Here is an 8,917-nt window from a genome sequence, read left to right on the forward strand (position 1 = left end):
GGGTGATGAAGATCACCGCCGCCTCGGACTCCGCGGTGATCTTGATCAACTCGTCCTGCATCCGCTCCCGGGTGATCTCGTCCAGGGCGCCGAACGGCTCATCCAGCAGCAGGACTTGCGGTTGTCGCGCCAGGCAGCGGGCCAACGCGGTGCGCTGGGCCATGCCGCCGGACAGTTGTGCGGGAAACTGCTGACGGGCATGCTCCAACCCTACCGCCGCAATGGCGTGGTCAATGCGCCGACGACGCTCCTCGGGGCTCAAGTGCGGCTGACGGGCGAAATCCAGGCCGAAGGCGACGTTTTTTTCCAGGCTCAGCCAGGGCAACAGGCTAGGGTCCTGAAACGCGACCGCCACCCGTGGGTGCGGGCCGCTCAACGACTCGCCCAACACCTTGACACTGCCGCCTTGGGGCACCTGCAAACCGGCCAGCACGCGCAACAAGCTGGACTTGCCGACCCCGCTGGGTCCCAGGATCGACACCACTTCACCCGGTTGCAATTGCAGGTCGAACCCTTGCAGCACCGGGCCAGCGGCATACCCCAGGCAAATACCCTGGGCGCTCAGTACCGCCTGGCTCATAGGTTGGCCTGGCGATGCAACTCGGTGCGCAGTTGCACCAGGCTTGGCGTCACGATCGGCACAAAGGCCGACTCACGCCAGCGCCGGGCGAAACCACTGCCGTGGGCGGTGAGGTAAGCCTTACCGCCGCTCGCTTGCAATTCGAGCTGTACAGCACTGGCAGCGGTTTCAGCGAGGGCGATGCGCAACTTGAACAGTGGCACCGGCTCCACGGCAAAACGCCCGGCGAGCAAGCCATTCTTGAGTTCGGTGACCAGATGATCCAGGGTCACCCGCAGCGCTTCCAGCTCCTCACGCAATACGGTACGGCTGGCACCCAGGTGGTTGGCCACCTCCGCCAGGGAACGGCGGGCCAGGCCGATGGACATGCCACATTGCAACCCCAGAAACGCCGGGCGTACTGCCGGCAGGAACTTGCGCGCATCTTCATGCAGCAACCAATCACGGCTCAGCTCGACGCCTTCCAGGCCCAAGGCAGCGGTATTGCTCGATTGCAGGCCCAACAGCTCCAGGTCACGGGAGCGCTGCAAACCGGCCACGGAATCAGGGATCGCCAGGATAAACGGCGTGCCGCCCTGGGCATGTTCGATGGCCGCTGCCGCAACAAAGCCGTTTTTGCGCAGGTTGGTCACCCAATGCAAGCGGCCGTTGAGGGTCCAGCCGTCGTCGGTCGGTTCGGCGCTGATCTGCAGCGTCTCGATCCCCGACAAAAATTTCATCGCATTCGACAGCCCGGTGGCCCCGGCCAGCTTGCCACTGAGCAGGTCCGGCATCAGTTGCTCGCGCAGCCGCTCATTCGGGCTTTGCAGCAGGTATTCGATAAAGGAACGCTGGCCCCAGCAGACAAACGCCGCCGCCAGGGAATGGCTGGCGACATTGGCGATCGCTTCCACCGCGCCGGTCACATCACCGCCCAAGCCGCCGAGGTCTTTCGGCACACCGATGCGCAGCACATTGGCTTCTGCCAGCCGTGGCAGCACTTCCTGTGGATCGCAACTGCCCACATCCAGGGCCTGCGCTTGAACATCGAGCCAACGGCTCAAGATTGGGTCAAGCATTTATGTATCTCCTTTTTACAGCAGGTGGACCATCGCCGATTCAGCTTGCCGGTTGTTCCCAACGGTATTGCGCCAGCTCCGGGTTCAGCGGGGTGCGGGCAAACACGTTAGCGAAGTTGCACAAGGTTGCCAGGCTAACGCCCAAGATAACTTCCAACGCCTGGCCTTGGGTATAACCAGCCGCCAGGAACGCCTCAAAACCGGCATCGCTGACATCCCCACGGGTGGCGATCACCTCACGGGTAAACGCGGCGAGTGTCTCATAGCGCGCGTTGGGCAACTCGCCGCGTTGGCGCAGTGCGTCAATCACCTCTTCAGGCAATTTGGCCTTGTTGCGCGCCACGGCGGTATGGCCAGCGACGCAAAAGTCGCAGCCATGGGTGGTGGCCGCAATCAGTTGCACCACTTCACGGTCCGCCAGGCTCAGTTCCGCCTTGGCATTGAGGCCGGACACGGTGATGTAGGTTTCCAGGGCTGCCGGTGCGTTGGCCAGTACCGCGAGCAAATTGGGGATGAAGCCCGAGGCTTTCTGGGCGTTTTCCAGGAAGGGCTTGGCGGCTTCCGGCGCGGTTTCGGGAGTCAGCAAAGGTACACGGGACATGGAGTGGTCTCCTGATGGGTTCGTGCAACCAGTCTGTTGGTTATAAAAAATAGGCTCAATAGGCTAAAGTAGCGATTACTTGCTCTAGAGTCTTTCCGTTAGATGAATTCGTCCAGCGCACTTGTCGATTGGTTATTAGACAGCCTCGAACTCGATACCAGCCTGTTCCATGTCGGCCGCTATTGCGGTGATTGGCATGCGAGCACCCACGGCCTGGCCAGCGCGAGCTTTCATCTGATTGTTCAGGGTGAGTGCTGGCTGCATCTCGAAGACGACCCCACGCCCCAACGCTTGAATAATGGCGACGCCGTATTTCTGTTGCGTGACCTGGCCTATCGGCTCTCGGGGGAAGCCACGGCTGCCGGTGCCCAAGAGTGCCCACGTCGCCCGATGCTGGCGCTGGATAGCACGGCCAATGACGGTGTGGGGCTGGTGTGCGGTTTCTTCCATTTCCAGTCCGGTTTGTCGGCCATGATTGTCGACACCCTGCCCGCCTGGATCATCTTGCGGGCCGGCGACCCGTCGCTGACCGCCGCACGCAACCTGTTCGAGCTGATCCTGCAGGAGTGCCAGCGCACCCCGGCGCCCTCTTCCGCTTTGCTTGAGCGACTTTGCCACCTGTTGTTCCTGTATGTGCTGCGTCAGCAAGTCATCGACAACACGGACCTCGGCGGCCTGGCGGCGCTGGGTCGACAACCGGCGTTTGCCCGACTCCTGGAACAACTGATCGCCCACCCGGCAGAGCCCTGGACCCTGGAAAGCATGGCGGCCTGCACCGGGTTGTCGCGATCGGCGTTCTTCAAGCGCTTCAACGAACTGTGCGGCCAGTCGCCGGGGCAAGTACTGCTGATGATGCGCATGCGCCATGCCTGCCAATTGTTCAAGCAAGACCAGACGGTAGCCGATGTGTCGCTGGCGGTGGGTTATCAGTCGGTCGCGGCCTTTACCCGGGCCTTCCATAAAGTCACCGGGCAGCAACCCGGCGCCTATCGCCGGGCTCAAGCCTAGCGCTGCAAGCCGTTGCCCGGGCGGGCGCACAGCTCAACCAACCAATCGACAAACACCCGCACCCGCAGTGACAGCTGACGGTGCGGCGGGTACAGCGCCGTCAAGGCCATGGGCGGCACCGCCAGTTGGGGCAGCACTTCCACCAGCGTTCCCTCGGCCAAACGGCGCATGGCGTGATAATGCGGCGCCTGGATCAGGCCGTAGCCCGCCTCACAGGCCGAAAAATAGCCGTCTGCACTGTTGACCGCGACGGTCTTGGCCAAGTTGATCGGGCGTAATTGCCCATCAATCTCGAATTCCAAGCCGAAACGTTTGCCGCTGGCACTGGAGACATACTCGACCATCCGGTGCCCAGCCAAGTCGTCAATACATTGCGGTACACCCATGCGTTCGAGGTAATCCGGGCTGGCCAGGGTCATTTGATCGAGCATCGCCAAGGGCCGCGCCACCAGCGATTCATCCAGGGCCAAACCGCCGCGCAACACGCAATCCACACCTTCGCGGATCAGGTCCACCGGGCGGTCGTTAAGGCCGATCTCCAGTTCAATCTGCGGATAACGCGCGGTAAAGCTCGGCAACGCCGGGATCACAATAAAACGCCCGATGCCCGACGGCATATCAATGCTCAAGGTGCCGCGCGGGTTCTGGCGGCGGGTGGAAAATACCGCCTCGGTTTCCTCCAGGTCCGCCAGCAACTGCACACAGCGTTGGTAATACGCCGCGCCATCCAGGGTCGGGTTGACCTGGCGCGTGGTGCGTTGCAACAGCTGCACGCCCAAGTGCGCTTCCAGCTGTTTGATCAGGACGGTCACCGACGCCCGTGGCAATTGCAGGCTGTCGGCGGCCTTGGCAAATCCGCCCAGCTCCACAATCCGTGTAAACACGCGCATGGCGTTGAAACGGTCCAAGGGGCGACTCCTTCACGATTATTTAGATAATACGAATAGCGATAGTGCTTTTAGCCGGTTTATCTCGGTTTTGTCGAGGATAACAATAGAGCCCTACCCCATCAGGAGCTGAACCCATGCACACCCGTCAACTCGGTAAAAACGGCCCTACTGTCAGCGCCATCGGCCTCGGCTGCATGGGCATGACCGATTTCTACACCACCGGCACCGACACCCGGGAGGCCAATGCCACCCTGCACCGTGCCCTGGAACTGGGGGTGAATTTCCTCGACACCGCCGACATGTATGGCCCGCATACCAATGAGCAACTAATCGGCCAAGCCATCGCCGGCAAGCGCGACCAGGTATTCCTCGCCAGCAAGTTCGGCATCGTGCGCGACCCGGCCAACCCGGCACTACGCGGCGTGAATGGCCGCCCCGAATACATCCGCCACGCCATCGACGGCACGCTGAAACGGCTGGGTATCGAAACCTTGGACCTGTACTACCAACATCGCATCGACCCGGAGGTGGCCATCGAAGAAACCGTGGGAGCCATGGCCGAGCTGGTGAAACAGGGCAAAGTCCGTTACCTGGGCCTGAGCGAAGCCAGCGCTGCCACCCTCGAGCGTGCACACAAGGTGCATCCCATCAGCGCCCTGCAAAGCGAATACTCGTTGTGGAGCCGTGACCAGGAAGACAATGGCTGCCTCGCCGCCTGCCAGCGCCTGGGCATCGCCTTTGTGCCTTACAGCCCGCTCGGTCGTGGTTTTCTCACCGGAGCATTGAAAAGTCCGGATGACTTCGCCGCCGATGATTACCGTCGTTTCAGCCCGCGCTTCCAGGGTGAGAACTTTGCAAAAAACCTGCTGCTGGTTGAACAGGTGCAAGCCTTGGCGGCAGACAAGGGCGTGACGGCAGGCCAACTGGCACTGGCGTGGGTGTTGGCCCAGGGTGATTTCATCATCCCCATTCCCGGCACCAAGCAGCGCAAGTACCTGGAAGAGAATGTGGCGGCGGTTTCCATCGTGTTGAATCCAGCTGAGCGAGCCGCGCTGGACGCGATTTTCCCGGCAGATGCAACCGCCGGTTTGCGTTACCCCGAAGCCGTCATGGCCATGCTGGACATCTGACCGCGCCACTCGACGACGGACGCCCCATTGATGAGCCGCTTCAAGGTTCGTTGAAAAATGATTGGAACACTCCCGTGCAATGCGCGGGAGTGGGACTATTCTGACAGCTCCTAGTGCCAAATCCCGCCACACAGGAGGTGTGTCATGCACGCTGCTGAGCATTCGGTCCGCTTGGAGCAGATCAGTCAGGAACGCGTCATCAAGGCGCCCATCGACCGGGTTTACGACTATGTGACTCAACCGGACCGTTGGCACGAATGGCACCCGACCTCCCTCAGTGCCGACACGGGCACCACCGGGTCACTCCCGATGGGCACCCGTTTCACCGAAGTCATCGACCTGCTGGGCATACGCGTCCCCATGAGTTATCGCGTACAGATCGCCCGTCGACCCAGTGAGTTCAAGACCGTATTCACGTCCCTGGCCGTTGACGGTTCCCTTCACTATTTCTTGTTGCCCCATCAAGGCGGCACGCTGTTCAAGCGCGTGTTGACCTATGAAACCGAATTGCAACTGGCCACCTTGCATGACCGCATGATCGAGCTGTCGACCCTTGCCCTCGACCAGTTGAAGCACCGCCTGGAAAATACGCCCGCCGTATAATCTTGAAACACACCGCCCCTGTAGGAACTGGCTTGCCTGCGATGACGTCGTCATGATCGCCCCGTTCTGACGACGACCTCCAACCTGCGAGCCTCACCATGAAAACCCCACTGCGATTGGCCCTGCTTTCAGCGCTGCTCACCACCACCCTGGCCCAGGCGGCCGATTTAATCCCGATCGATGTGCATCGCGACGCCAACTGCGGCTGCTGCAAAAAATGGATCAGCCATCTGGAAAGCAACGGCTTCAAGGTCAATGACCATGTCGAAGCCGACATGAGCGCCGTCAAGCAACGCCTGGGAGTGGCGCCACGCCTGGGCTCATGCCATACCGCTGTGATCGACGGCAAGTTCGTCGAAGGCCACGTACCCGCCGAACAAGTGCTGGCCCTGCGCAAACGTGACGATTTGCTCGGCATTGCCGCACCCGGCATGCCCATGGGCTCGCCCGGCATGGAAGTCGACGGTCACAGCGAGGCTTACAAAGTGATCGGTTTGACCCGGGACGGCAACGACGTGGTAGTGGCTGATTACCCAGCACGATGATCGCCGGTTACCTGGGGTTGTTCCTGGCGGCCTTTGGCGCCGCGACCCTGTTGCCGTTGCAGTCCGAAGCCGTGTTGGTCGGGCTGCTGCTCAGTGGGCACTACAGCCTGTGGCTGCTGCTGGGCGTTGCCACGCTGGGCAACGTGCTGGGCTCGGTGGTGAACTGGTGGCTGGGACGTTGGGTTGAACACTTCAAGGCACGGCGCTGGTTTCCCGTCAGCCCCCGACAGCTGGACAAAGCCCGTAGCCACTACGAGCGCTGGGGGCACTGGACGCTACTGCTTAGTTGGGTGCCGATCATTGGTGACCCGCTCACGTTGGTGGCGGGCGTGATGCGTGAACCGCTGTGGCGCTTCCTGCTGCTGGTGACACTGGCCAAGGCCGTGCGCTACGGCGTGCTTGCAGCGCTGACCTTGCAGTGGGCGTTAATCCCCACTTAATCCCCTCCAAACAGCATCCGGGCATCTTATTCGGAGCCCGCCCCATGCCTCTAATCCGCGCTGTTTGCATTGCCGGCCTGCTCACGGCCGGCGCTACCCCGGTGTTTGCCGCCACCTACGGGCCTGAGTTGCAAGGCTTTCAATACCCGTACCCGGTCGAGCATTTCAACTTCCAGTCCCAGGGCAAAAACCTGCAAATGGGTTATATGGACGTACCCGCCAAGGGCCGCGCCAACGGCCGCAGCGTGGTGCTGCTGCACGGCAAGAACTTCTGCGGCGCCACGTGGGAAGGTTCGATCAAAGCGCTAAGCGATGCAGGCTACCGGGTGATCGCGCCGGACCAGATCGGCTTCTGCACCTCCAGCAAGCCCGATCATTACCAGTACAGCTTCCAGCAACTGGCGATCAATACCCATCAATTGCTGGAAAAACTCGGCATTCAAAAGGCCACCCTTCTCGGCCATTCCACCGGGGGCATGCTCGCCACTCGCTATGCCCTGCTCTATCCCGCGCAGACCGAACAGCTGGCGCTGGTCAACCCCATCGGCCTGGAAGACTGGAAAGCCTTGGGTGTGCCCTATCGCAGCGTCGACCAATGGTATGAGCGCGAGTTGAAACTCAGTGCCGAGGGCATTCGCAAATACGAACTGGACACTTATTACGTCGGCCGCTGGAAGCCTGAATACGACCGCTGGGTGGACATGCTCGCCGGCCTCAACCAAGGCCCGGGGCATACTCAGGTCGCATGGAACTCGGCATTGATTTACGACATGATCTTCACCCAGCCGGTGTACTACGAGTTCAAGGACTTGCAAATGCCCACCCTGCTGCTGATCGGCACCTCCGATAACACGGCGATCGGCAAGGACCTGGCCCCGCCGCAGGTCCAGGCGAAGATCGGCAACTACGCGGTGCTGGGCAAGCAGGTGGCCAAGCTGATTCCCCACGCGACCCTGGTGGAATTCCCCGGCCTGGGCCACGCGCCGCAAATGGAAGAACCGGTACAGTTTCACAAAGCGCTGTTGCAAGGCCTGAACGCCCTTTAATCCCACTTGATCGAGGCACGGGTGAATGTCGATACAGATAGCAGTCATTGATGATTGGCAGAATGTGGCCAGTGGGGTGGTGGATTGGTCGGTGCTGGCCTCGATTGGCCAGGTGCACTTCCTTCACGATTACCCGGCGGACACCGCCACGATGGTCGAGCGTTTGAAGGGCTTCGAGGTGATTTGCGTGATGCGTGAACGCTCCACCTTCGACAAGGCCTTGCTGCAGGGTCTGCCCAACCTCAAGCTGCTGGTGACCGGCGGCATGCGTAACGCCGGCATCGACATCCCCGCTGCCAAGGCCCTGGGTATCCAGGTGTGCGGCACCGACAGCTATAAACACGCGGCCCCCGAATTGACCTGGGCGCTGATCATGGCCTCTACCCGTAACCTGCTGGCTGAAGCCAACTCGTTGCGTGCGGGCGGTTGGCAGGTCGGCCTGGGTGGCGACTTGCATGGTAAGACCCTGGGCATTCTCGGCCTGGGCAGTATTGGCCAGAAGGTTGCGCAGTTTGCCAAGGTGTTCGGGATGCGGGTGATTGCCTGGAGTGAAAACCTTACGCCCGAGCGCGCAGCCGAATCGGGTGTCTCGTGGGTCAGCAAGCGCGAGCTGTTTGAACAGGCCGACATTCTGACTGTGCATCTGGTACTCAGCGACCGCAGCCGCGGCCTGGTAGACGCCGAAGCGCTGGGTTGGATGAAGCCAAGCGCACGGTTGGTGAATACGGCACGCGGACCGATTGTGGATGAACAAGCGTTGATTGCCGCGCTGGAAAGCGGCCAGTTGGCCGGAGCCGCCCTGGATGTGTACGCCGAAGAGCCATTGCCGGTCGATCATCCATTCCGCCGCCTGTCGAATGTACTGGCCACGCCTCATGTCGGTTATGTGAGTGAACAGAATTACCGGCAGTTCTATCAACAGATGATCGAAGCTATTCAGGCGTGGGCTGCCGATATGCCCATCCGCACGCTGGGCTGACGCACCAATGTAGTGAGCAGGCTTGCCCTGCGCTGGG

The 8,917-nt window shown here is 61.2% G+C and carries 11 protein-coding genes; 7 read left to right on the plus strand and 4 right to left on the minus strand.

Annotated elements, in window-relative coordinates; all coding sequences use genetic code 11:
• The 3 genes from ACRESD_RS22285 to ACRESD_RS22295 form a co-directional block, all read right to left on the minus strand.
• Positions 1-580 (minus strand): ABC transporter ATP-binding protein (locus tag ACRESD_RS22285; RefSeq protein WP_431752884.1); only part of this gene is annotated, 580 nt, incomplete at its 3' end.
• Entirely contained in the window at positions 577-1,638 is a 1,062-nt protein-coding gene (locus ACRESD_RS22290) for an acyl-CoA dehydrogenase family protein (RefSeq protein WP_431752885.1), read from the minus strand. The genes ACRESD_RS22285 and ACRESD_RS22290, both read right to left, overlap by 4 nt.
• 40 nt (positions 1,639-1,678) lie before the next feature.
• Positions 1,679-2,239, minus strand: coding sequence for a carboxymuconolactone decarboxylase family protein (locus ACRESD_RS22295; protein ID WP_431752886.1), 561 nt, complete (start codon positions 2,237-2,239; stop codon positions 1,679-1,681).
• A gap of 102 nt (positions 2,240-2,341) precedes the next feature.
• Here ACRESD_RS22295 and ACRESD_RS22300 point away from each other — a divergent pair, with 102 nt between their 5' ends.
• Entirely contained in the window at positions 2,342-3,247 is a 906-nt protein-coding gene (locus tag ACRESD_RS22300; RefSeq protein ID WP_431752887.1) for a cupin domain-containing protein, read from the plus strand.
• On the opposite strand, the gene ACRESD_RS22305 is transcribed toward ACRESD_RS22300, so the two are convergent.
• Positions 3,244-4,155, minus strand: a complete 912-nt coding sequence (locus ACRESD_RS22305) for a LysR family transcriptional regulator (protein WP_431752888.1) — start codon at positions 4,153-4,155, stop codon at positions 3,244-3,246. The two genes, ACRESD_RS22300 and ACRESD_RS22305, sit on opposite strands and share 4 nt — an antisense overlap.
• A gap of 116 nt (positions 4,156-4,271) precedes the next feature.
• Here ACRESD_RS22305 and ACRESD_RS22310 point away from each other — a divergent pair, with 116 nt between their 5' ends.
• The 6 genes from ACRESD_RS22310 (at position 4,272) to ACRESD_RS22335 (ending at position 8,880) form a co-directional block, all read left to right on the plus strand.
• Entirely contained in the window at positions 4,272-5,267 is a 996-nt protein-coding gene (locus tag ACRESD_RS22310) for an aldo/keto reductase (protein ID WP_431752889.1), read from the plus strand.
• A 144-nt stretch (positions 5,268-5,411) separates the two neighbouring features.
• Positions 5,412-5,870: an SRPBCC family protein gene (locus tag ACRESD_RS22315; protein ID WP_431752890.1), complete on the plus strand. Its 459-nt coding sequence runs from the start codon at positions 5,412-5,414 to the stop codon at positions 5,868-5,870.
• A gap of 98 nt (positions 5,871-5,968) precedes the next feature.
• The gene (locus ACRESD_RS22320; protein ID WP_431752891.1) at positions 5,969-6,415 is read left to right on the plus strand and encodes a DUF411 domain-containing protein; all 447 of its coding nucleotides are present in this window, start codon (positions 5,969-5,971) and stop codon (positions 6,413-6,415) included.
• A complete protein-coding gene (locus ACRESD_RS22325; protein ID WP_431752892.1) occupies positions 6,412-6,855 on the plus strand; it encodes a YqaA family protein in 444 nt (147 codons plus the stop codon). Before ACRESD_RS22320 ends, ACRESD_RS22325 begins: the two co-directional genes overlap by 4 nt.
• Positions 6,856-6,899: 44 nt before the next feature.
• A complete protein-coding gene (locus tag ACRESD_RS22330; protein WP_431752893.1) occupies positions 6,900-7,901 on the plus strand; it encodes an alpha/beta fold hydrolase in 1,002 nt (333 codons plus the stop codon).
• Positions 7,902-7,926: 25 nt separating this feature from the next.
• Positions 7,927-8,880, plus strand: coding sequence for a D-2-hydroxyacid dehydrogenase family protein (locus ACRESD_RS22335; protein ID WP_431752894.1), 954 nt, complete (start codon positions 7,927-7,929; stop codon positions 8,878-8,880).
• The last annotated feature ends 37 nt before the right edge of the window (positions 8,881-8,917 follow it).

It is taken from the genome of Pseudomonas sp., assembly GCF_050739995.1.
Classification (GTDB): Bacteria; Pseudomonadota; Gammaproteobacteria; order Pseudomonadales; family Pseudomonadaceae; genus Aquipseudomonas.

Coding starts and splice junctions, on each gene's coding strand:
- ACRESD_RS22290 (WP_431752885.1), bottom strand. CDS start 1,638: ATGCTTGACCCAATCTTGAGCCGTTGGCTCGATGTTCAAGCGCAGGCC.
- ACRESD_RS22310 (WP_431752889.1), top strand. CDS start 4,272: ATGCACACCCGTCAACTCGGTAAAAACGGCCCTACTGTCAGCGCCATC.
- ACRESD_RS22320 (WP_431752891.1), top strand. CDS start 5,969: ATGAAAACCCCACTGCGATTGGCCCTGCTTTCAGCGCTGCTCACCACC.
- ACRESD_RS22325 (WP_431752892.1), top strand. CDS start 6,412: ATGATCGCCGGTTACCTGGGGTTGTTCCTGGCGGCCTTTGGCGCCGCG.
- ACRESD_RS22300 (WP_431752887.1), top strand. CDS start 2,342: ATGAATTCGTCCAGCGCACTTGTCGATTGGTTATTAGACAGCCTCGAA.
- ACRESD_RS22315 (WP_431752890.1), top strand. CDS start 5,412: ATGCACGCTGCTGAGCATTCGGTCCGCTTGGAGCAGATCAGTCAGGAA.
- ACRESD_RS22330 (WP_431752893.1), top strand. CDS start 6,900: ATGCCTCTAATCCGCGCTGTTTGCATTGCCGGCCTGCTCACGGCCGGC.
- ACRESD_RS22295 (WP_431752886.1), bottom strand. CDS start 2,239: ATGTCCCGTGTACCTTTGCTGACTCCCGAAACCGCGCCGGAAGCCGCC.
- ACRESD_RS22335 (WP_431752894.1), top strand. CDS start 7,927: ATGTCGATACAGATAGCAGTCATTGATGATTGGCAGAATGTGGCCAGT.